This is a genomic window from Magnetospira thiophila, assembly GCF_054657015.1.
The window spans coordinates 1,182,059-1,202,772 of the sequence record NZ_BAAHXF010000001.1; the positions used below are offsets into that span (position 1 = coordinate 1,182,059).

Here is a 20,714-nt window from a genome sequence, read left to right on the forward strand (position 1 = left end):
CCTCCGCCCGACCCTTTGCCCCTTAAATCACAAAACGATAGCCAGCATCAAGGCCCCGGCGAGCCCAATGGCCACCCAAAGTGGAACACCTCCCCGCGTTTGGCCACCATCGTGCAGCCCGCGCAAGGTTTCGGGATGCACCCGCAATCCTTGATCCGACAGATTGTGCAACGCCGTCTCCAGGTTGCTCAGGGTGCGCGGCAAACGGCGCAAACTGTCGCTCAGATCCTCTATGGCATCGAACACCTTGGCCTGCGGCCCCAGATTGTCGATCACCCAGTCCTCAATCAACGGACGGGCCAGCAGCCACATATTGGTGTCCGGGTTGAGCCGACGCCCGCCCCCTTCGGCGACCAGCATGGTTTTTTGCAGCAGCAGCAGTTGCGGCTGCGCTTCCATCTGAAAATACTCGGTGATGCGAAATAACTGGGCCAGCAGTCGGGCCATGGAAATCTCGTTCTGCGGCAGCCCGAGAATGGGCTCGGCAATGGAGCGGCAGGCCTGGGTGAACGACTCGACCGACTGGTCGGCGGGCACCCACCCGGCTTCGAAATGGATCTCGGCGGCGCGTCGGTAATCGCGATTGAGAAAGGCAAGCAGCATTTCCCCCAGATGCCGCGCCGTCGTCTTGTCCAGCCGCCCCATGATGCCGAAATCGACCACCGCCAGAGTGCCGTCGCGCTGTACGAACATGTTGCCTGGATGCAGATCCCCATGGAACAGACCGTCGCGGAACACCTGATTGAAGAATGCCCCGGCGGCCAGGGTCATCACCTCGCTCGGATCATGACCGGCAGCGACGATGGCCTTGCGGTCGTCGAACCGGCAGCCATAGACCCGCTCGGTGGTCAGCACCCGCTGGCCGGTGCGTCGCCAATCGACCTCGGGCACCCAGAAGGTCGGGTCGCCGTCAAAATTTTCGGCCATTTCCGCCGCCGCCGCCGCCTCGAACCGCAAGTCCATTTCGAAATGCACCGTTTCCTCGAAGGTGCGTACCGATTCGGCGGGCTTCAACCGGCGCAGTTCGGGCCGGGTGGCCTCCACCAACTCGGCCAGCCAGCGGAACAGATCCAGGTCCCGCTCGAAGGCGTCCTCGATATTGGGCCGCAACACCTTGACCGCCACTTCCCGGCCTTCCGGGGTGACCGCGAAATGCACCTGAGCGATGGAGGCCGCCGCCACCGGCGTTTCGTCGAAGGAACTGAACAGGCTGTCGAGGGGCTGACCGAATTCGGTCTCCAGGATCTGTTGCACCTGTTCATAGGGAAAAGGGGCCAGACGGTCCTGCAATTCGGTCAGGTCGGCGGCGATTTCCTCGCCCAGCAGATCGGAACGGGTGGCCAGCATCTGACCCAGTTTGATGAAGGTGGGGCCCAGGGCGACCAACGCCCGGGCCAGCCGCTGACCGGGACGACCCGGCTTGCGGCGCAGGGCGGTGGCGCGGGCCATCATCACCACGATGGGCGCCACATCAAGCCGTTCGAGCAAAAACAGGGCGTCGTGGCGGGCCAGGGCGCGGGCAATCCCAACGAGACGCAGCAGGTTGCGGGTCAGACGCAGCATGACTAGAGGCGCCATGCCGTATGGATGGCGGCGATGCCCCCGGACAGATTGCGCACCTTCACCATGTCCAGGCCTGCTTCGGCGATCATGACGGCGAAGGTCTGCTGATCGGGAAACCGGCGGATACTTTCCACCAGATACTGATAGGCATCCCGATCTCCGGTCACCGCCTGACCGACCCGGGGCAGCAGGTTGAACGAATAGGTATCATAGAGCTGCCGCAGACCGGGCACCGTCACCTGGGAAAATTCCAGGCACAAAAAACGTCCACCGGGTTTGAGCACCCGCCGCGCCTCTTGCAGGGCCAACGGGATGCGGGTCACGTTGCGGATGCAGAAGGCGATGGTATAGGCATCAACCGAACAATCGGCAATGGGCAGCGTCTCCGCATTGCCGGTGGTCCATGTGATATTGTCGAGTATCCCCTGGTCGAGGCCGCGATCCCGCCCCACCGACAGCATTTCATGATTGATGTCGCAAACCTCGACCCGCCCGCCGCCGCGCTCCAGGAAGCCGAAAGCGATGTCACCGGTGCCGCCGCCCACGTCGAGCAGCCGCATGTCCGGACGGGGCCGCAGCATGTCGAGGAAGGTCGCCTTCCACAGCCGATGCACACCCATGCTCATGAGATCGTTCATGAGATCGTAGCGCGAGGCCACGCTGTCGAACACATGGCGGACCAGCTTCGCCTTCTCCGCTTCGGCAACGGTCTGGAAGCCGAAGTGGGTGGTCGATTCGCCATCCTGTTGTGGGGCGTCGGGGGTCTGATTTTCGCTGCTCATGGTCGAGACCATAGCCGAAGCCGTTCCGCTGCGCTACTCTCCTGGCATGCCCGAATTGCCCGAAGTGGAAACCGTCCGGCGGGGCCTCGCCCCGGCCCTGCAAGGACAGCGCCTGACCCATGTGGTGCTGCGCCGCGCCGACCTGCGTTTTCCGTTTCCCGCCGACTTGTCGGGGAAGCTGGTCGGACGCACCGTTACCGGGTTGGGACGCCGGGCCAAATATCTTTTGCTGCATCTGGACGATGGGGCCTGCCTGCTCTGTCATCTGGGCATGTCGGGGCGCTTCCAGATCCTGAGTCCCCCGTTGCCCACCCCGGGGCCGCACGACCATATGGATGTGGTCACCGAATCAGGCACCTGCGTGCGCTATACGGACCCCCGTCGATTCGGTTTCGTCGACTGGATTGCCCCGGGCGCGCTGGAGACCCATCCCCTGTTGCGCGACCTCGGCCCCGAACCCCTGTCCAACGGCTTCAACGGCCCCCGACTGGCGGCGGCCCTGGCCGGACGGCGCGGGCCTTTGAAGGGGGCGTTGCTGGATCAGAAGGTGATTGCCGGGCTGGGCAATATCTATGTCTGCGAATCCCTGTTCCGGGCCAGGCTATCACCCCGTCGCCGCGCCGATACGGTCACCGGACAACGGGCGGAGAACCTGGCGACCGCCATCCGTGACGTATTGACCGAAGCAGTGGCCGCCGGAGGCTCCACATTGAACGATCATCGACAGCCGGACGGCGACCTGGGCTATTTCCAGCACCGATTCGCCGTCTACGGGCGAACCGGGGAGGCCTGTCCGGGCTGCACCTGTGACCGTGCGAAAACCGGCGGCATTCAACGGCTGGTCCAATCCGGGCGATCGACTTTTTATTGTGCGACGCGGCAAAGCTGACGTATGTAAGAACAACAAAGGGGATGAATGGGCATGAAAAAAATCATCTTGTGGATCGGGTTGCTCCTCTGGTCGGCAACGGCCGGAGCCCAGGACGGCGCCTTTCTGAGCATCCTTGAGGATGTGCCGTTGATGTCGGGACTGAGCGAAGCCCTGGACGCGGGCATGGTCTTCGATTCGCCCCAGGGCCGGTTGGCCGAAACCACGGCCACCGGCGCGGTCACGGCAGAGCAGGTCTCCGAATTTTACGATCAAACCCTGCCTCAACTGGGTTGGACCCGCGCCGCATCCGGTCAGTTTCTCCGCGAAGGGGAGTCCCTCGGCCTGACCATCGAGTCCGTCGGCAGTTCGGCAGTCAGCGTCCGATTTGAACTCAAGCCCGGACCCAAATACTGAACGATTCACCATTTCAGGAGCTTAAGGCCATGGCCTTTGAAAATATCATCGTCGAAACCCGGGGGCCGGTGGGCCTGATCACCCTCAATCGGCCACAGGCGCTGAACGCCCTGTGCGACGCGCTGATCGCCGAACTGGGCGAGGCCCTGGCCGGATTCGAGGCCGACGACGCCATCGGAGCCATCGTCCTCACCGGCTCGGAAAAAGCTTTCGCCGCCGGGGCCGACATTAAGGAAATGAAAGACCGCAGCTTCGTCGATGTCTATCTGTCCGATTTCATCACCGGCGACTGGGAGCGGGTCACCCAATGCCGCAAGCCGGTGATCGCGGCAGTGGCCGGATTCGCCCTCGGCGGCGGCTGCGAGCTGGCTATGATGTGCGATTTCATTCTGGCCGCCGACACGGCGAAATTCGGGCAGCCGGAAGTCACCTTGGGCATTCTGCCCGGGGCCGGGGGCAGTCAGCGCCTGACCCGTCAGGTGGGCAAGTCCAAGGCCATGGAGATGTGCCTGACCGGGCGCATGATGAATGCCGAGGAGGCCGAGAGGTCGGGGCTGGTCAGCCGGATCATTCCCGCCGCTGAACTGCTCGATGAAGCGGTCAAGGTGGCAACCACCATCGCCCGCATGTCCCGCCCGGCGGTTTATATGATCAAGGAATCGGTCAATCGGGTCTATGAGACCACCCTGGCCGAGGGCGTGTTGTTCGAGCGCCGCGCCTTTCATGCGGTGTTCGCCACCGAGGACCAGAAGGAAGGCATGGCGGCCTTTGTCGAAAAGCGCAAGCCGACCTTCCACAATCGCTGACCCACCGCTAATTCTTGCCTGCCGCAGAGAGGCCGTCTAGGATAAACACTATGTTCAGCCGATGGCTTCATAGACGCGACCGCCTGCGAGCCGCCGCTTGGTTTGCCACTTGGGCCTTCATGGTTCAGGTGCTGTTGCCGTTTGCCCAGGGCATTCCGGTGGCGCGGGCCGACGGGCCGACCTATCTGGTGATCTGCAAGGCCTTCGGACCGCCGGAGATTCTGCCCCTCGGCGATCCGCCACCGCCGCCCGGTGAACGAGCCGACCTATCCGATTGCCCGGTTTGTACCAGCCTCGCCTTTGGCGCAGCTTTGCTGGTCCCGGAGACTGATTTTCCTGCCGTTTCCCCGCAGGAAGTGGCTGAGCCGATGGCGCGGGCCGAGACCCCGAAATCCAGCCCGCGCGGTGCCAGGCCTCCGGTGCGTGGTCCGCCCAGTCTCGTCTGAAGCACCCGACAATTTCCCAAATTTTTCCTCTTGTCGGGCCGGAGGTGAGTCCCCCCGAAGGCCGCCTCCGGGGCCGACATGACAATGATAGAGACCTGATAAGGATTTGATACGATGACTCACCTGCACAAGCTGCTGCTTGCCGGGGCGGCTGCCCTGATGCTGTCCGCCACCGCCGCCACCGCCGAGACGGTCAAACTGGGCGACCTCACCATCCAGGATTCCTGGGCACGGGCGTCGGCCGGCATGGCGCGGGCCGGAGCGGCCTTCATGGACATTCACAACGCGGGGGCCGAGGACAAGCTGATCGCCGCCGCCGCCGATGTGTCCAAGGTTACTGAATTGCATACCCATATCATGGCCGACGGCATCATGCGGATGCGCCAGGTCCCCGATATCCCGGTGCCTGCCAACGGCATGGTCAGCCTCAAGCCGGGCAGTTTCCATGTGATGTTCATGGGCCTGCACGCTCCCCTGGAAGAAGGCCAGACCTTCCCGGTGACCCTGACCTTCGAGAAGGCCGGAAGCACCACCATTCAGGTGACGGTGAAGTCGGCCGGGTCCATGGGCATGGAGACCATGAAAGAGCACGGCATGGAGATGAAGGACGGCATGATGCCGGGCCACAAGTAGTCTCGAAGCCGCATTTCCGGGCGAAGGGGGCGAAAGGGGCGGAAGTCGCCCATTCCGCCCCTGGGACTAGGGTTATCGCATTGGACCGAGGATGGATTGAGCGAGGCCGTTGGGGCGCGGCGGCGAAGGCGGTAACCACCGACAGGACCGCCGGAGCGCTTTACCGTCGATGACGATCACACCGTCACCGGCCTCGCCCAGTTCCTCTGCGAAGCGATCATCAGAGCCTCAAGAATTTCCTGCCGTTTTGCATTTCCCGTCTGGGGATCGGGAATATCGGCATAAGTAGTCATATACCAAGACACCCCATCGCCTCCATGTGTGAGGCGACACTGCAATCCATTTCAGCCGATCAGGATACCCCGATTGTTCATATGCGATCCCCCCCTGGAGGTCGAATCCAGGCAACGACCCACCGTTGGGGAAGGCACATTCCCTGCGGGGAGCCACTGTCCGCGCCAGACGTTTGTGCAGGCCAAGTCCCTCTGGAGGCGGCCTGAATATAAAATGCCACATTTTTACCAAAAATCACTTTTTTAGGTTCCATTTTTACCGTATAAATATTAATAAAATTCTGATTCGAAAATTTTTATAATCTAAAATTCTCTATTGAGATCCGCATGACAGAAACAAACAGTATTGAGTTATGGTGGAGCAAGGTACGATTTAAAAAATTGTATTATATTTTATTTGCTATTTTACCATTTTTTGTTTTTGACTTAATAATAACTATATTTTTTGTTGTTATTAAGACCGAAATTTATAACACGCCACTTCAATCATACGGGCATCGATATCATCTTATTAGTCTCTTTTCCCCTACAGGAATTCCCGAAAACATCAATGTCCGCTACGTTGGTGATTACGCTTTTTCCCCGGTTGCGGCTCGTCAATGGCATGTGGCAGATCCCGTACTCGGTTGGCGCCTCGGTCGCAATGTCGGAATAACAAAGTCCATAGATTTGATGGATGGCTTCGAAGACCGATCCTTCCATGAGGCTACCTGGAGGATCACCAACGAACAGGGTTTTGCTGCCGCTGGTGCGTTGGATTTCAGCGTGGACATAGATAAGGAACCTGGACCTATAGAATTTTTATTTTAGGTGGGTCCACCGTCGAAGGGGATGGCGTGATAACGCCATTGGATAATTTACCGTCAAAGCTTGTTGAACAACTGTCGCAAATATCCCCACCGCAGGGATACGATCATTTCGAGGTCGTAAATGCGGGATGTGGTGGTTACGCCTCGGCTCAAGAATATTTGTATCTTGTATCAGATCTGGTTCGTTACAGCCCGGATTTAGTCATCGTTTATGACGGCTGGAATGATCTGAATCGACTGGGCGCCCCTCGAAATGGGCTTCTGGACCCGCGGACACTTTCCCTTGGCAAGCACGTTGAGTACTCAGATCAGTTGAACGCCTTATATAGTGTCGAAGGTTCACTACGGCAATTTTTGATGGCCTTAACCGATGAAAGCTATCGGTTTCTCAGAGGATTTGTCTCCTTATACATGTTGGAAAAGTTAACGTTAAGTCTGCTCCATCAACCTCAGCCCGACCAAGTACAGGAACATGGCTTGACGATGAACGAGGTCCTGGACTCGTATCGCACCAACCTGGAGCGCATCCTGTTTACTGGAAAACAATATGGATTCACGGTCGCGCTCTTTTTACAGCCCATTTTAGGTGTGGATGGAAAGGAACCCTCCGGTCAAGAGGTCGTTTTTTTCAATCGAAACCAGAAAGGGATTGAGACCCGGCGTACTTTCTTTGACGGAGCAAGGGAAATTTTTTCCAATCTCGACCGAAAATGGACCGACTCCGATAGCTGTATTCAGGATATAAGTGGTATATTCGCGGGACGAAAGAATCCACTCTATGCAGACTCCGGGCACCTGAAAGCTGCGGGTAACGAAATAGTCAGTGCAGCGATTGTAGCCAGGTTGTCGGACTGTGGATTGTTCAGGTGAGTCACACTTTCCGCAACCGCGCCGCATAGAACCCGTCCAGTCCGCCGTCATCGGGCAGGTGGCAGGGCAGGGTGCGCAGCTCGCCCCGGGCAGTAAGGGCCTCATCCCAGCCGCCGATTTCCTCGGCCCGAACCGGCTCCAGGGTCAGGTCATGGCCTTCAGCCAGCAGCGTGTCAATGCGCTGTTCCCCCTCTTCGGGCAGCAGGGAACAGGTACAATAGACCAGCACCCCGCCCGGGGCGAGCATGCCGATGGCCGCGCGCAACAGCCGATCCTGCAAGGCGGACAGTTTCTCCCTGTCGGTGGGGCCACGGTGATAGGCCACGTCTGGGTGACGGCGCAGGGTGCCGGTGGCGGTGCAGGGCGCGTCGAGCAAAATGGCCTCGAACGGTTCCAGCGGACGCCATTGGGTGGCGTCGGCGACAATGACTTCCGCCGTCAATTGGAGCCGGGCCAGATTGTCGTGCAGCCGCCGCATGCGGTTTTTCGAGCGATCCACCGCCGTCACATGGGCTCCGGCGGCCGCCAGTTGCAGGGTCTTGCCCCCCGGCGCGGCGCACAGATCGAGCACCCGCTTGCCCGCCACGTCCCCGAGCAGGCGGGCGGGCAGAGCGGCGGCAGCGTCTTGCACCCACCAATCGCCCTCCTCAAACCCGGGCAGATCGGTCACCCCGCCGCCCAGCGGTCGGCGCACCGTTCCGGTGGTCAGGACCACCCCTTGCAGCCGTTCGGCCCAGCCTTCGGGATCGCTTTTGACCGAAAAATCCAGCGGCGGATCGGCCATTTGCGCCTCGACCATGCGGCGGCAGGTGTCCTCTCCATAGGCGGCAGACCAGGAGTCCCAAAGCCATTCCGGCAGATTGCAGCGGGCGGCGTCCTGTTGCTCGGCCCAGCCCCGGCCCTCACGGGCGATGCTCCGCAACACCCCGTTGACCAGACCCTTGAAACGCCCCTCGAACTCCCTGGCGACCAGATCCACCGCCGCCGACACCGCCGCATGGGGCGCCACATCGAGAAACAGCAGTTGAGCGATTCCCAGGCGCAGCTGGTGGCCGATGGCCCGCGCCTTGTCGGGCAACGGATGCTCCAGGCAATGCTCAATCAGGTCGTCAATCTGCCCCAGGCGGCGCAGGGTGGTGGCGATAATCAGGCGGGCAAAGGCCCGATCACGGGGACTCAGGCCCTGCCCACTGACAGCGGCGGCAAAGGCCTCTTCGAGCGGCAGGTTGCGGTCGAGCACGTCGGCCAGGACGGTCCCGGCGACGCGGCGGCTGGGGGAAAGTTTTTCGGTCATGGCCGTTCATGCCCCATGCGGGCCGCCGACGCAAGCGCCTCCGTTCACGACCAGGGGCCGCGGGCCCGTTTTGGAGCCGCGCCAACGCCTGCCAGTTCGTGCAATTTGGCGATCCGGTTGGCCATGTTGGGATGGGTCGAAAACAAATTGTCCATCGCCCCCCCATGCAGCGGATTGACGATGAACAAATGCGCCGTCGCCGGGTTGGCTTCTGCGGCAGGGTTGTCGATCCGCTGCGCCCCCTGCTCCAATTTCCCCAGTGCCGAGGCGAGCCACAGGGGTTGACGGCAGATTTCCGCACCCAGCTTGTCGGCCCCGTATTCGCGGGTTCGTGAAATAGCCATCTGCACCAGCATCGCGGCCAGCGGGGCCAGAATGGCAATGGCAATGCCGACTAACGGATTAGGCCGGTCCTCGCCCCGCCCACCACCGAAAAACAGGGCGAAATTGGCCAGCATGGACAGCGCCCCGGCGATGGTCGCGGTAATGGTCATGATCAGGGTATCGCGGTTTTTCACATGGGCCAGCTCATGGGCCATGACCCCGGCGATTTCTTCCTGAGAGAGCAGCTCAAGCAATCCCGTGGTGGCGGCAACGGCGGCATTCTCCGGGTTACGCCCGGTGGCGAAGGCATTGGGCTGCGGCTGATCCATAATATAGACCTTGGGCATGGGCAGACCGGCATTGCGGGAGAGCTGCTCGATCATGCCGTAGAAGGCCGGGGCGTCACGCGGCCCCACTTGCCGCGCCCCATGCATGCGCAGCACCATTTTATCGGAATTCCAATAGGCGAACACATTAGTGCCCAGGGCGAACAGCAAAGCGATCATCATGCCGCCCTCGCCGCCGAGCATATAGCCCACGGCCAGAAACAGTCCGGTCAGGCCGGCCAGCAGGATGGCTGTGCGTGCAAAGCTCATGATCGCCCCTTTCAACGGGTTCCATTCGGGTCTATGAATTGAATAGTATCGAGACCGCCCCGCCGCAAGACCTCCCCGAGAGTGGAATATTGCCCATGACTTCCGAGCCGACCCCAAAGCCCAAATATCCGCCGCGTCCCATCGCCCCCTGGCCGGAGCAGGCCAGTTGCGCGACCCCGGAACCGCCGCTGGTCACCGAGATTACCGAACCCGCCCCGCCGCCGCCACAGCGCGCCAACCCCGACGAAGTGGGCGGCCCCAAGGGACCGGAACCCACCCGCTACGGGGATTGGGAAAAAAAAGGCCGCTGTGTGGATTTTTGAGCCCCCGCGCCCCCTGGCCTCGCGACGGCGCCTGGGGCATATTGTCGTTCCCTTCCACTGACCGTGATCTTTGCGCATGGCCTCACTGCACCTATCCGACCAGACGATCCTCATCACCGGCGCGGCGGGCATGCTGGGCCGGGCCTTTGTCGAGGCGTTGGGCGAGGCCGATCCTAAGGCCAAAATTGTCGCCCTGTCCCATGACCAGTTGGACGTGGCCGACCGCGCGGCGGTGCTGGCCCGGGCCATCGACCGTCCGACCTGGATCGTCCATTGCGCCGCCGACGTCAATGCCGAGCGCTGCGAGACCCAACCGGACGAAACCCACCGCATTCAGGTGGAGGGCACGGAAAACATTGCCGCCCTGGCCGAGGCGACCGGGGCGCGGGTGCTCTATCCGCAATCGTTCTTGATCTTTGATGGCAGCCAGTTGCCCATCAACGAAGACACCCCGCCCAACCCTTTATCGGTCTACGGCCGCTGCAAGCTCGACGCCGAGACCCTGTTGCGGCAACGGTTGGGCGAACAGGCCCTCAGCGTCCGCATGGCCGGATTTTTCGGCGGCGAGGAAAAGGACAAGAATTTCGTCGGCAAGTTCCTGCCCCACGTGCGTCACCTTTTGGACCAGGGCACCGCCAGCTACGCCGTCGGCGACCGGGTCTGGCAGCCCACCTGGACCCTTGATCTGGCCCGCAATTGTGTTCTGCTGATGCAGGCGGAAAAGGCCGGGCTGTACACCATGGGCTGCGTCGGCGAGGCCAGTTTCTTTGATCTGGCCTGCGCCTGCATTGCCGAGCTGGGCCTTGATCATGCCTTTACCGTCACCCCGGCCCCGGAACAGCTGGTCGCCGGGTCGGAAAAGGCCAAACGCCCAGCCCGCGCGGTGCTCGACAATAAACGTCTGCGCGCCGAGGGGCTGGACCGGATGCGGCCCTGGCGCGACGCCTTGCGGGACTATCTGGCCCGTCCCTATTTTCAGGACATGTTCCGAGATCACACGAGGAAATCCCAATGAAGCTGCTGCAAGCCACCGACCAACCGCCGCTGGGACCGTTGCGCAACCGGGTGGTGATGGCCCCGATGACCCGGGGATTCGCCCCCGATCATTTGGCGACACCGCAAATGGCCGACTATTACGCCCGCCGGGCCGAACAGGGGGTCGGCCTGATCGTCACCGAGGGTACAGTCATCCATCAAAGTGGCGACGGCTACCGGGACGTGCCGCATATGGACGGCGATGCGCAATCCGCCTCCTGGAAACCCCTGGTGGCACGGGTTCAGGAATCAGGCACCAAGATCATTTCGCAGCTCTGGCATTGTGGCCGCATCAGCCATCCGGATTTCACCGGCGGCGTGCCGCCCTTGTCCTCCACAGATCGCGCGGCGGAAGGTCATAACCGGCAGAACGACAAACCCTTCGGTACCCCCCGGGCGCTGGAGGTCGGCGAGATGCCGGAAATCTACGGCCAATACGTCCATGCCGCCGAACAGGCTCTGGCCGCCGGATTTGACGCGGTGGAACTGCATTTCGCCAATGGCTATCTGGCCGATCAGTTCCTTGACGGCAACATCAATGACCGCACCGACGCCTATGGCGGGTCGGTGGCCAACCGCTGCCGCTTCGTTCTCGAATGCCTGGAAGAAGTGCTGGCCGCCGTCGGCCCCGAGAAAGTGGCCCTGCGCCTCAGCCCGATCCGCGACATGGGCGGCATCTATGAATGGCCGGACCTGGACGAGATGATCGCCTACCTGATCCCGGCCATGGACGAACTGGGATTGCGGATGCTGTCGATCACCAATGCGCGGGCCGATTACCACCAGACCGGCGGTCGCGTGGTGCGCCAAGTCCGCCCCCTGTGGCCGCATTTCATGATGGCCGGGGCCTCCCTGAGCCTGGCCGACGCGGAACGGGAATTGACCGAAGGCTGGATCGACGCGGTGACCTGGGGCCGCGCCCTGATCGCCAATTCGGATCTGGTGACGCGCCTTGAATCCGGCACGCCGCTGCGCGAATTTGAGATGTCCATGTTGGGAAAATTGGAATGACTTGCGCACGCGGGCGGGTCGATCCGACCTTCTGGCAGCGGCGGCGGGTTCTGGTTACCGGCCATACGGGGTTCAAGGGCAGTTGGTTGGCGCTCTGGTTGGATCTGATGGGGGCCGAGGTGCGGGGATTCGCCCTCGCCCCACCCAGCGAGCCCAATTTGTTCACGCTGGCGGGGGTGCAGGACTGCCTCGAACATGTGCACGGGGACCTGCGCGATCTTGAGTCGATCTCCCGAGCGGTCCGAGAATTCCGGCCCGAGGTGGTGCTGCATCTGGCGGCCCAGGCCCTTGTCCGGCCCTCCTACGATGATCCAGTCGGCACCTTCGGCAGCAACATCATGGGCACGGTGCATCTCTTGGATGCGGTTCGCCAGTGCGACAGCGTGCGCGCCGTCGTCGTGGTGACCAGCGACAAATGCTATGACAACCAGGAATGGGACTGGGGCTATCGGGAAATCGACCCGATGGGCGGTCATGACCCCTACAGCAGCTCCAAAGGCTGTGCCGAACTGGTCGCAGCGGCCTATCGGGACAGCTTTTTCATCCCCGGTGGACGGGTCGCATTGGCCTCGGCGAGGGCCGGAAACGTTATTGGCGGCGGTGATTGGGGTCTCGACCGACTGGTCCCTGACATGGTACGTGCCTTTGCCTCCGGTGAAACCCTGCGCATCCGCTATCCCGATGCCATCCGCCCCTGGCAACATGTGCTGGAGCCCACCTCGGGCTATCTGCTGTTGGCGCAGCATCTGGTCACCGACGGCGCCGCCTTCGCTCAGGGATGGAATTTCGGCCCCGGTCCGGACAGCGAGCGTCCGGTGCGGCATCTGGTGGAACGGGGCGTCGACCTGTGGGGAGCGGGGGCCGACTGGGCGACCGAAAACCAGCCGCAACCCCACGAGGCCCACTTCCTTAAACTCGACACCTCCAAAGCCCGCGGACGTCTCGGCTGGTCTCCCAGGTTGGACCTGGAACGCAGCCTGACTCAGACCTTCCAATGGTATCGGGCGTGGCGGGACGGGGCCGACCTGGCCGCCCTGACCCGGCAACAAATCAAGGACTTCATGGCATGACCGACGATCCCGAGGCCCTGCGGGCACAGATCCTCGACCTGACCCGGCGCTATTGCAACGCCGCCTATCCGGAGCGTCCGTTTGACCCGAACAACGCGCCGATGCCGGTGTCGGGACGGGTCTTCGGCCCCGAAGACATGGCAACGCTGGTCGATAGTGCGCTGGATTTCTGGCTGACCACCGGACGCTTCAATACCGCTTTCGAGGAACGGCTGGCCGGGGTGATGGGCCGCAAACATCTGCTGACCGTCAATTCGGGCAGTTCGGCCAATCTGGTCGCCTTTGCCGCCCTGACCTCACACCTTCTTAAAGACCACGCCCTGCAACCCGGTGATGAAGTCATCACCTGCGCCACCGGCTTTCCAACCACCGTCAACCCGGCGCTGCTCTACGGCATGACGCCGGTGTTCGTCGATGTGGACATCCCGACCTACAACGCCCTGCCCGAGCGCATCGCGGAAGCCATCGGCCCCAAGACCCGAGCCATCATGTTGGCCCATACCCTGGGCAACCCGTTCGACGCGGCGGCGGTGAAACAACTGGCCGACGATCACGGCCTGTGGCTGATCGAGGATTGCTGCGACGCCCTGGGCAGTACCTTCAACGGACAAATGGTCGGCAGCTTCGGCCATATCGGCACCTTGTCGTTCTACCCGGCCCACCATATCACCATGGGCGAGGGCGGTGCGGTATTCTGCGACCGCTCGATCCTGCGCCGGGCCATGGAAAGTATCCGCGACTGGGGCCGCGACTGCTATTGCGCGCCGGGAAAGGACGACACCTGCGGCAAGCGGTTCTGCTGGAAACTGGGCGACCTGCCGGAGGGTTACGATCACAAATACGTCTATTCCCACCTCGGCTATAATCTCAAGATCACCGACATGCAGGCAGCGGTCGGGCTGGCCCAGATGGATCATTTGGATGACTTCATCGCGGCGAGAAAGCGCAATTTCGACCGCCTCAAGCAGGGCCTCGCCGACTTGGAAGACCTGTTGATCCTGCCCCAGGCGACCCCGGGGTCGGACCCTTCGTGGTTCGGTTTTCCGATTACCCTGCGCCAGGGGGTGCCGTTTACCCGCGACCAGTTGGTCATTCATCTCAACGACAAAAAGGTCGGCACCCGGCTGTTGTTCGGCTCCAACCTGCTGCGCCAGCCCTATATGATCGGGCGGCCCCATCGGGTGGTCGGCGAGTTGACCAATGCCAACCGGGTGGTGGATGACACCTTCTGGATTGGTGTCTTTCCGGGTTTGAGCGCAGGTCACATCGACCGCATGCTGGAGATTTTGCATGACTTCTGCCGGGCCTAGGATCGCCCTCCTCGGGGCAACGGGGCATATCGGTAAGGGTCTGGTGTCTGAACTGGCCGCCCAATGGCCGCTTGATCTCTATGTGCGCGACCTAGTGAAATTGCAGCATTTCCTCGACGCGGCGCGGATTCCACTACGTCGAATCCGATGTTTCCCCGTGGACCGCTTCGACGAAAGCCAGGCCGAGGTGGCGGTCAATTGCACCGGGGTTGGCGATCCGGCGAGGGTGCGCGACCTGGGCCGGGGAATCTTCAGCCTGACCGAGCGGTTCGACAACATGCTGCTCGATTGGCAGGAGGTGGACCCCCGGCGGCTCTATATCAACATGTCCAGCGGCGCCGTTTACGGCACCGAATTCAGCCACCCCGCCGCCGAGGACAGCTTGTGCGCCCTGCCGGTCAACGCCTTGACCCCGGAGCGCCATTACGGCATCGCCAAACTGCATGCCGAAGCCAAGCACCGGGCGCGGCCAGACCGTCACATCGTCGACCTGCGGGTATTTTCCTTTTTCAGCCGCTTCATCGAGTTGCGTGGACGGTTCCTGCTGGCCGATGTGATGATGGCCCTGCGCGACGGCACCGAATTGCTCACCCGCCCCGATGAGATGACCCGCGACCATGTGATTCCGACCGATCTGTCGGCACTTGTCGTCTGTGTCATCCGACGCTGGCAGGCCGACGAGGCCCCGGTGAACACAGCGCTGGACGTCCATTCCCGTGCTCCGGTGGGCAAGTTCGCCCTACTTGACCGGTTGGCGGCGGAACTGGGGTTGCGCTACCGGATTGACGGGACGCTGGACAATCTGGCACCGACCGGCAGCAAATCGGAATATTTCAGCCGTCGCCGTGTGTCCCCCGAATGGGGCTTCGCGCCGCGATACGATTCCGTTGATGGGGTGCTGAAAGAAGCCAAGTCCTTTCTTGCGGAGGTTCAATGAGACTTGTCCGCCGAACCGTCGCGGTTCTATATTGGGCCGACCCGATTTCCCCTCCCATACGCCTGGAGACCGCCCCATGAAAGGCGCCGAATATATCGCCCAGTTCCTTGTCGACCGTGGCATTGACGACATTTATCTGCTGACCGGCGGGGCCGCCACGTTCCTGGTCGATGCCCTGGCCCGCAATCCCGGCGTGACCTACAAATGCTTTCAGCATGAACAGGGCGCGGCCATGGCAGGTGACGCCGTATGGCGGGTTTCCGGCAAAGTCGGTGGCGTGATGGCGACCAGCGGCCCCGGCGCGACCAATCTGGTGACCGGGATCTGCTGTAACTGGTTTGACAGTATTCCCTGTCTCTATGTCACAGGGCAGGTCAATCTGAAGCATGCCGAGGTCTTCGAAGGCACCAAGGTCCGTCAGTTCGGATTCCAGGAAGCCGACATCGTGGAGATGGTCAAACCGGTGACCAAATACGCCCGACAAGTCACTACCGCCGAGGAACTCAAGCAGGCCCTGATTGAGGCCTACAACGCGGCTATCACCGGGCGCATGGGACCGGCACTGATCGACGTGCCGATGGACCTGCAACAGGCGGAGGTGGGCGACGAAATTCTTTACACGCCGCCGGTCATTGAAAGTACACCTCCGGCAGTCATTGAGCAGGGAGTTTCCGACCTGAGCGCCCTACTCGCCAAGGCCGAGCGTCCGGTTATATTGTTCGGGGCTGGGATCGGTCTGGCAGGCGCTGAATCAGACGTGCAGGCTTGGCTGGAAAAAACCCAACTGCCCACTGTCGCCAGTTGGAGTGGCTCGTGCTACCTGCAGCAAGATCTCAAATCCTACCTGGGATGCATCGGCGTCTATGGCAACCGGGGGGCCAACTACGTATTGCAGAATTGCGATACCCTGATCGTCATTGGCTCCCGCCTCGACACCCGGCAACGCCCGGGCGATCCGCTGGCCTTTGCGCCTGCCGCCCAGGTTCATGTGATTGATCTGGATGTCGAGGAACTGAAGAAATACGACAAGGTTGGTTATGGCACCACCCAAATGCACCTCAAAGACATCGGGCAACTGCTCAACAAGCTGCCGCTTCCCTCGCCCAGCCCGGAATGGGTGAGGTATGTGAAAGAAATGAAAGAGCGCTTCTATGGCAAAGATATCGGGAAATCGCATATCCGCTACAAATCCCTGTCGCCGATTGGAGTCATTCAGAAACTCAATGCCCTGATGCGTCCTGATGCCATCGTCGCGGTGGATTGTGGGGCGACCACCTGCTGGTTTTTCCAGGGCTTCCATCGCACCAGCCAAACAATTTTCACCAACGGCGGCTGCGCACCCATTTCCTATGGCCTGTCCGCCGCCATCGGCGCAGCCTTCGAACATCCCGAACGGCAGGTGATCAACATCATCGGGGATGGTGGGTTTCAATCGAATGTGCAAGAACTCCAGACCATCGCCCACTACGGGCTTAATGTGAAGGTCGTCATTCTCAACAATTACGGCTATGGGATCGTCAAGCAGTTCCAGGACCTGTACATGGAAAGCCGCTACGAGGCGACGGCCCCCGAGGGTGGCTATACCCTGCCGGACCTGGAGGTTCTTACCCGTGGGTTCCGGCTTGCTTACCACCGCATCGACCGCATAGAGGATCTGACCCGGGAAATCCTGGAAGCTCCTGGGGGCGCGGTCATCGACGTGACCCTGCACCCCAACACGCTGATCGAACCGAAGCTGGAACTGGGTCGCCCAATCAACGACCAGTATCCCTATGTCAGTGATGAGGATTTTACGGCGGCCAACCGGTTCGTGCCGTTCGACCGCCCGGAATGGGTGTCGAAGAAGGCCCGCGAACCTATTTCGGATTAGGTTTCGGTATCCGGGAAGTTGATCCGCTCGCGCTCGACCACCACAGGGCGTTTGCGCACCTGTTGATAGACGGCCAGCAGGTATTCACCCAGGAAGCCGAGAAAGAACAACTGCACCCCGGCGAAGAAGAACAGGGCGGAAATCAACAGCGGCGTGCCGCGCGGCGTGCCCTGCTCGATGAACAGGGTCATCACCACGTTGACCACGGCAAATCCCACCGCCAGCGTCGCGATCAACATGCCGAATAACAAGGCGATGCGGATCGGTGTGGTGGAGTAGGAAATCAGGCCGTTCATGCCCTGGTCGATCAGGTGAAGCAGCCGGTTCTTGCTCATGCCCCGCTTGCGCTCCTGTAGCTTATAAGGGACGCCGATTTGCTTGAAACCCACCTCGAAAGCCATGGCCCGGGTATAGGGATAAAAATCATCGAACTGCTTGAAAACTTGGTGCACCTTGCGATCAACAAGCTGAAAATCTCCCACATCGGGCGGCATGTCCAGATAGGTGGCGCTGCTGACCATCCGGTAATACAGCCAGCGGATTTTTTTCATGGGAAATTTCTCTACCCGATCTGAACGGATGCCATAGACCACTTCGTAGCCTTGTTCCCACAACGCCACAAATTCCGGAATCTTCTCCGGCGGGTCCTGTAGGTCAGCCGGCATGAACAGCAGCACGCCATCGCCGCTGGCCGACCGTACCCCATTGAAATGAGACCGCATGGGGCCAAAATTGCGGGCGTTGACGATGACTTTTACGGACTTGTCGTCCGCCGCGATTTGCTTGAGAATCTCCACCGTGCGGTCGGTGGAGGCGTTGTCGCAGAAAATATGCTCAAGGTCGTAATTTGGCAGGTGCTGGTCGAACACCGCTTTGACCGCCTCGTAGCATTCGCGGATGCTCTCCTCCTCATTGAAACAAGGGGTGACGACGCTGATGGTTTTCCGTTTGCTCATGATGTCCAAATTTTCCAGGGGGCCTGGCCCTCGTTCCAGAGTCGTTCCAGGGTCATCTTGTCGCGCAGAGTGTCCATGGGCCGCCAGAAGCCGTCATGACGGAACGCCATCAACTGTTCCGCCTCGACCAGACGGCGGATCGGGGCGCGTTCCCACATCACCTCCTCATCGTCGTCGATCAGCTCGCCGACCTGCGGAGACAGCACGAAAAAGCCGCCGTTCACCCAGTCGTGCTCGCCGTGAGGCTTTTCCTCGAAATTACTCACCCGGTCGCCACTCAAATGCATTAGCCCGAAGCGTGGCAGGGGGCGGGTCGCGGTGACCGTCGCCAAGCGGCCATGGGAGCGATGGAATGCCACCAGGGCGGTGATGTCCACATCGGCCACCCCGTCGCCGTAGGTCAGGCAAAACGCCTCGTCCCCGGCCACATGGCGCAAAGCTTTTTTCAGTCGTCCGCCGGTGCCGGCCTGATCGCCGGTGTCGATCAGGGTCACCCGCCAGGGTTCGGCCTCGGTGGCATGCACCTCAAGGCGCTGTTCCTTCACATGCACCGTCACATCGGACATATGCAGATGGTAGTTGGCGAAATATTCCTTGATCAGGTGGCCCTTGTAGCCCAGGCAGACGATGAAGTCGTTGAGCCCGTGGGCCGCATAGATCTTCATGATGTGCCAGATCATCGGGCGACCGCCGATTTCCACCAGCGGCTTGGGCTTGGTAGTGGTTTCCTCGCTCAGCCGCGAGCCGAGCCCACCGGCCAGAATAATGACTTTCATGAGGGTGCTGTTCCTTCGCTGCGGGCCACCCAGGGTGCCAAAAGGAAATACAATAATCCGACCGGCCTGTCTCCCCCCGGTTTTATCTTGCATCACGGGCCTGGGACGGCCAAACAACAAACGACCGCATGTCAGAGGGGAGAAAATTGTGGGGGGAAGAAGAACAATCGACCTGGGATTCGCGGTGGCGGCAGCGCTGGCGCTGTTTTATCTGGCCTATGCGCTGTACCGTTATGCCACCTTCGGGTCCTATTTCGATCATGCGGAAGTCGATGTCGCCTTATTGTCCTGGCGTTGGGTCTCCGAGGGACTGCTCTACGATTCCCCGGACAGCCTCGATCATATACTGACCGCCTATGGTCCCCTGCTGTATCTGACCAACGCGGCTTTTCTGGCCCTGTTCGGCGGCTCCATTACGGTCAGCAAATTGGCTGCCCTGACCGCCTGCTGGCTGGCCGCCGGGGCCTTCATCGGGCATGCGGAACGGCGCTACGGACTCGGTCTGGCCGGTGTGGGCGGCTTGATGTTCATCGCCTATCCATTGATCGTCACGCCGATCGGGTTCTGGACCCGTCCGGACTCGCTGCTTGTGTTGCTGGTCACCCTCGGAGTCCTATTTGCGGCACAGGGGGAACGGGGGCGGCCCTGGATGGCCGCCGTGGGGGTGGCTGTCTGTGCCGGGCTGGCGGTCAATCTCAAGGTCCATGCGGCGCTGTATTTCGTGCCCCTCGTGCTGCGGTTCTGTCTTTTTCGACCGCTGTTGACTTGGCCGGTTATGGCGGCGGTGGCCCTGGGCTGCGCCATGCTGCCCTTCGCCCTTCCGGGGGTCTCTTTGGAAAACTACATTGCCGGAATTAAAAACATTGTCGGGGCGCGGGGGATCGACGCCGACCTGCTGCGTACCTCGGCCCGCTTCTCATTGATGTTTCTGCTGCCGGGCCTGTTGTTCCTGTTGCCGCTGCTGGGACGCAAGCCGCTGCCCGAACGCGCCGACTTCATGTATTTTCTGCTGCTGGCGCTTTGTGTCGGGATCGGGCTTTATCCGTCGTCGGTGCCTGGGGCCTCGTGGTATCACCTGTTGCCGTTCTTCCCGATCAGTGTTGATCTCTCCTTACGCCTGCTGCGTCACCTGGATTCCCAGGGCTGGTGGGGTCCGGTCGCCAAAATCTTGATGGCGCTGATTTTGATCATCATGGCCTATTTGCCGCAAAAGCGCTTTCTTCGGACCCTGGATACATATGCCTGGACCGCCGAAGTGGCCGAGGAAACCCGCGCCATTATGGCTCGATTCCCGCAGGCCCAATTCCAGGTCGGCTATGACTCCGACAACGTGGGGGGGTATGGGCGAACCTTCATCGTGCGCCCGCTGCTGGCCTTTGCTGGATATCGTCCCTATGCCCTGTCGGCAGCCGCCTCCATGGAGCGCCAGTATGCCCACGTCCCGTTTCCTCCGCTCAAACAGAAGTATTTGTCCCAGTGTGGACCGGAGGTCTGGATCTTTCCCAAATCCAATGGTGATCCTTTCACCATGAACGGCTTCTTTCCCGGCACCCATGCCTTTCCCGACGATCTGAGCCCGGCCTTTCTGGCCACCCATCAAAGGATCGAACGGGGCACGCATTTGGATCTGTGGGGCTGTCGCAAGTAACTCGTTCAAATTTAGTGTATTGTCCTTTTGCAGCCCGGACGTATGTTGGGGGAGTGACTTACTCAACCCAGGAGCAC

At 61.1% G+C, this 20,714-nt stretch carries 21 protein-coding genes; 15 read left to right on the forward strand and 6 right to left on the reverse strand.

All coding sequences use genetic code 11. The features are described from left to right. Positions 1–27 precede the first annotated feature (27 nt). Together ubiB and ubiE are read right to left on the reverse strand one after the other, a co-directional pair. A complete protein-coding gene (gene ubiB / locus ACYQ1P_RS05715) occupies positions 28–1,563 on the reverse strand; it encodes a 2-polyprenylphenol 6-hydroxylase (protein WP_460019382.1) in 1,536 nt (511 codons plus the stop codon). 2 nt (positions 1,564–1,565) lie between these two features. Next, positions 1,566–2,345, reverse strand: coding sequence for a bifunctional demethylmenaquinone methyltransferase/2-methoxy-6-polyprenyl-1,4-benzoquinol methylase UbiE (gene ubiE / locus ACYQ1P_RS05720; RefSeq protein ID WP_460019383.1), 780 nt, complete (start codon positions 2,343–2,345; stop codon positions 1,566–1,568). A 46-nt stretch (positions 2,346–2,391) separates the two neighbouring features. Between ubiE and mutM the strand changes: the two genes are divergently transcribed. The 7 genes from mutM (at position 2,392) to ACYQ1P_RS05755 (ending at position 7,487) form a co-directional block, all read left to right on the forward strand. Further along, positions 2,392–3,234 carry a bifunctional DNA-formamidopyrimidine glycosylase/DNA-(apurinic or apyrimidinic site) lyase gene (mutM, locus tag ACYQ1P_RS05725; protein ID WP_460020137.1) on the forward strand — a complete coding sequence of 281 codons (843 nt, stop codon included), beginning with the start codon at positions 2,392–2,394 and terminating at the stop codon, positions 3,232–3,234. A 33-nt stretch (positions 3,235–3,267) separates the two neighbouring features. After that, complete coding sequence (locus ACYQ1P_RS05730) at positions 3,268–3,630, forward strand: hypothetical protein (protein ID WP_460019384.1); 363 nt, start codon at positions 3,268–3,270, stop codon at positions 3,628–3,630. 29 nt (positions 3,631–3,659) lie between these two features. Beyond that, positions 3,660–4,436: an enoyl-CoA hydratase gene (locus ACYQ1P_RS05735; RefSeq protein ID WP_460019385.1), complete on the forward strand. Its 777-nt coding sequence runs from the start codon at positions 3,660–3,662 to the stop codon at positions 4,434–4,436. 50 nt (positions 4,437–4,486) lie between these two features. Next, positions 4,487–4,882, forward strand: a complete 396-nt coding sequence (locus ACYQ1P_RS05740) for a DUF2946 family protein (RefSeq protein ID WP_460019386.1) — start codon at positions 4,487–4,489, stop codon at positions 4,880–4,882. A 114-nt stretch (positions 4,883–4,996) separates the two neighbouring features. Continuing rightward, a complete protein-coding gene (locus ACYQ1P_RS05745) occupies positions 4,997–5,515 on the forward strand; it encodes a copper chaperone PCu(A)C (protein WP_460019387.1) in 519 nt (172 codons plus the stop codon). 620 nt (positions 5,516–6,135) lie between these two features. Further along, on the forward strand, positions 6,136–6,618 hold the full coding sequence (locus ACYQ1P_RS05750; protein ID WP_460019388.1) for a hypothetical protein: 483 nt from the start codon (positions 6,136–6,138) through the stop codon (positions 6,616–6,618). Positions 6,619–6,644: 26 nt separating this feature from the next. Then, on the forward strand, positions 6,645–7,487 hold the full coding sequence (locus ACYQ1P_RS05755; RefSeq protein ID WP_460019389.1) for an SGNH/GDSL hydrolase family protein: 843 nt from the start codon (positions 6,645–6,647) through the stop codon (positions 7,485–7,487). A 1-nt stretch (position 7,488) separates the two neighbouring features. Here ACYQ1P_RS05755 and ACYQ1P_RS05760 read toward each other — a convergent pair whose 3' ends face one another. Both ACYQ1P_RS05760 and htpX read right to left on the reverse strand, forming a co-directional pair. Then, positions 7,489–8,781, reverse strand: a complete 1,293-nt coding sequence (locus ACYQ1P_RS05760; protein ID WP_460019390.1) for an RsmB/NOP family class I SAM-dependent RNA methyltransferase — start codon at positions 8,779–8,781, stop codon at positions 7,489–7,491. 44 nt (positions 8,782–8,825) lie between these two features. After that, complete coding sequence (gene htpX / locus ACYQ1P_RS05765; protein ID WP_460019391.1) at positions 8,826–9,701, reverse strand: zinc metalloprotease HtpX; 876 nt, start codon at positions 9,699–9,701, stop codon at positions 8,826–8,828. A 95-nt stretch (positions 9,702–9,796) separates the two neighbouring features. Here htpX and ACYQ1P_RS05770 point away from each other — a divergent pair, with 95 nt between their 5' ends. The 7 genes from ACYQ1P_RS05770 (at position 9,797) to ACYQ1P_RS05800 (ending at position 17,257) form a co-directional block, all read left to right on the forward strand. Then, complete coding sequence (locus ACYQ1P_RS05770; protein WP_460019392.1) at positions 9,797–10,024, forward strand: DUF1674 domain-containing protein; 228 nt, start codon at positions 9,797–9,799, stop codon at positions 10,022–10,024. 76 nt (positions 10,025–10,100) lie between these two features. After that, a complete protein-coding gene (locus tag ACYQ1P_RS05775; RefSeq protein ID WP_460019393.1) occupies positions 10,101–11,039 on the forward strand; it encodes an SDR family oxidoreductase in 939 nt (312 codons plus the stop codon). Further along, a complete protein-coding gene (locus ACYQ1P_RS05780) occupies positions 11,036–12,070 on the forward strand; it encodes an oxidoreductase (RefSeq protein WP_460019394.1) in 1,035 nt (344 codons plus the stop codon). Before ACYQ1P_RS05775 ends, ACYQ1P_RS05780 begins: the two co-directional genes overlap by 4 nt. Then, positions 12,067–13,140, forward strand: a complete 1,074-nt coding sequence (gene rfbG, locus ACYQ1P_RS05785) for a CDP-glucose 4,6-dehydratase (protein ID WP_460019395.1) — start codon at positions 12,067–12,069, stop codon at positions 13,138–13,140. Before ACYQ1P_RS05780 ends, rfbG begins: the two co-directional genes overlap by 4 nt. Continuing rightward, positions 13,137–14,450, forward strand: coding sequence for a lipopolysaccharide biosynthesis protein RfbH (gene rfbH, locus ACYQ1P_RS05790; protein ID WP_460019396.1), 1,314 nt, complete (start codon positions 13,137–13,139; stop codon positions 14,448–14,450). The genes rfbG and rfbH overlap by 4 nt, the downstream gene beginning before the upstream one ends. After that, positions 14,431–15,387 (forward strand): NAD-dependent epimerase/dehydratase family protein, encoded by a 957-nt coding sequence (locus ACYQ1P_RS05795; protein ID WP_460019397.1) that lies wholly within the window; start codon positions 14,431–14,433, stop codon positions 15,385–15,387. The genes rfbH and ACYQ1P_RS05795 overlap by 20 nt, the downstream gene beginning before the upstream one ends. A gap of 76 nt (positions 15,388–15,463) precedes the next feature. Then, positions 15,464–17,257 carry a thiamine pyrophosphate-binding protein gene (locus tag ACYQ1P_RS05800; RefSeq protein WP_460019398.1) on the forward strand — a complete coding sequence of 598 codons (1,794 nt, stop codon included), beginning with the start codon at positions 15,464–15,466 and terminating at the stop codon, positions 17,255–17,257. Here ACYQ1P_RS05800 and ACYQ1P_RS05805 read toward each other — a convergent pair. Then, positions 17,254–18,213 (reverse strand): glycosyltransferase, encoded by a 960-nt coding sequence (locus ACYQ1P_RS05805; RefSeq protein WP_460019399.1) that lies wholly within the window; start codon positions 18,211–18,213, stop codon positions 17,254–17,256. The two genes, ACYQ1P_RS05800 and ACYQ1P_RS05805, sit on opposite strands and share 4 nt — an antisense overlap. Further along, positions 18,210–18,989 (reverse strand): glucose-1-phosphate cytidylyltransferase, encoded by a 780-nt coding sequence (gene rfbF, locus ACYQ1P_RS05810; protein ID WP_460019400.1) that lies wholly within the window; start codon positions 18,987–18,989, stop codon positions 18,210–18,212. Before rfbF ends, ACYQ1P_RS05805 begins: the two co-directional genes overlap by 4 nt. 148 nt (positions 18,990–19,137) lie before the next feature. On the opposite strand from rfbF, the gene ACYQ1P_RS05815 reads away from it, so the two are divergent. After that, positions 19,138–20,637 (forward strand): hypothetical protein, encoded by a 1,500-nt coding sequence (locus tag ACYQ1P_RS05815; RefSeq protein ID WP_460019401.1) that lies wholly within the window; start codon positions 19,138–19,140, stop codon positions 20,635–20,637. Positions 20,638–20,714 lie beyond the last annotated feature (77 nt).